General features: G+C 78.1%; 1 pseudogene. It reads left to right on the forward strand.

Going from position 1 to position 521, the window contains the following annotated elements:
• Nucleotides 1–521, forward strand: a pseudogene (locus tag MCHUDSM44219_RS17170) (PGRS repeat-containing protein); the annotation flags it as partial.

A 521-nucleotide genomic window follows, 5' to 3' on the forward strand; every position in this document is an offset into this window, starting at 1 on the left:
GAGGTGCTGACTCACGAGAAGCTCAGCCCGGTGCGGGCGGCCTCGGCGGACCGGGTGGCAGCACGGGTGGCGCCGGTGGCGCCGGTGGTGCGGCTGGCACGGCCGGTAAGGGCGGCTTCGGCGGCAGCAAGTCCGGTGCCGCGGGCAAGGCCGGTGCGACCGGCTCGGCCGGCGCGACCGGACTCGCCGGTGACAACGGTGCCACGGGTGCTACGGGCCAGCAGGGCCAGTCGGGCCAGCAGGGCGCCTCGGGTGCTGCAGGCACGACCGGTTCGGCCGGAGCGGGCGGAGGCGCCGGCGCAGCCGGAGCTGCCGGCCAGACCGGTGCCCAGGGTTCGGCGGGTGCCAACGGCTCCGCGGGCTCGACCGGTGCGGCCGGTACGGCCGGCAAGGCCGGTGCGACCGGTGCGACCGGTGCGACCGGTGCGACCGGTTCATCCGGCAAGGCCGGCAGCGCCGGTAATCCCGACGGCACCGGAGGCGCCGGTGGCGCGGGCGGCGACGGCGGTTCGGGCGGTTCG

This window comes from Mycolicibacterium chubuense (genome assembly GCF_001044255.1).
Classification (GTDB): Bacteria; Actinomycetota; Actinomycetes; order Mycobacteriales; family Mycobacteriaceae; genus Mycobacterium; species Mycobacterium chubuense.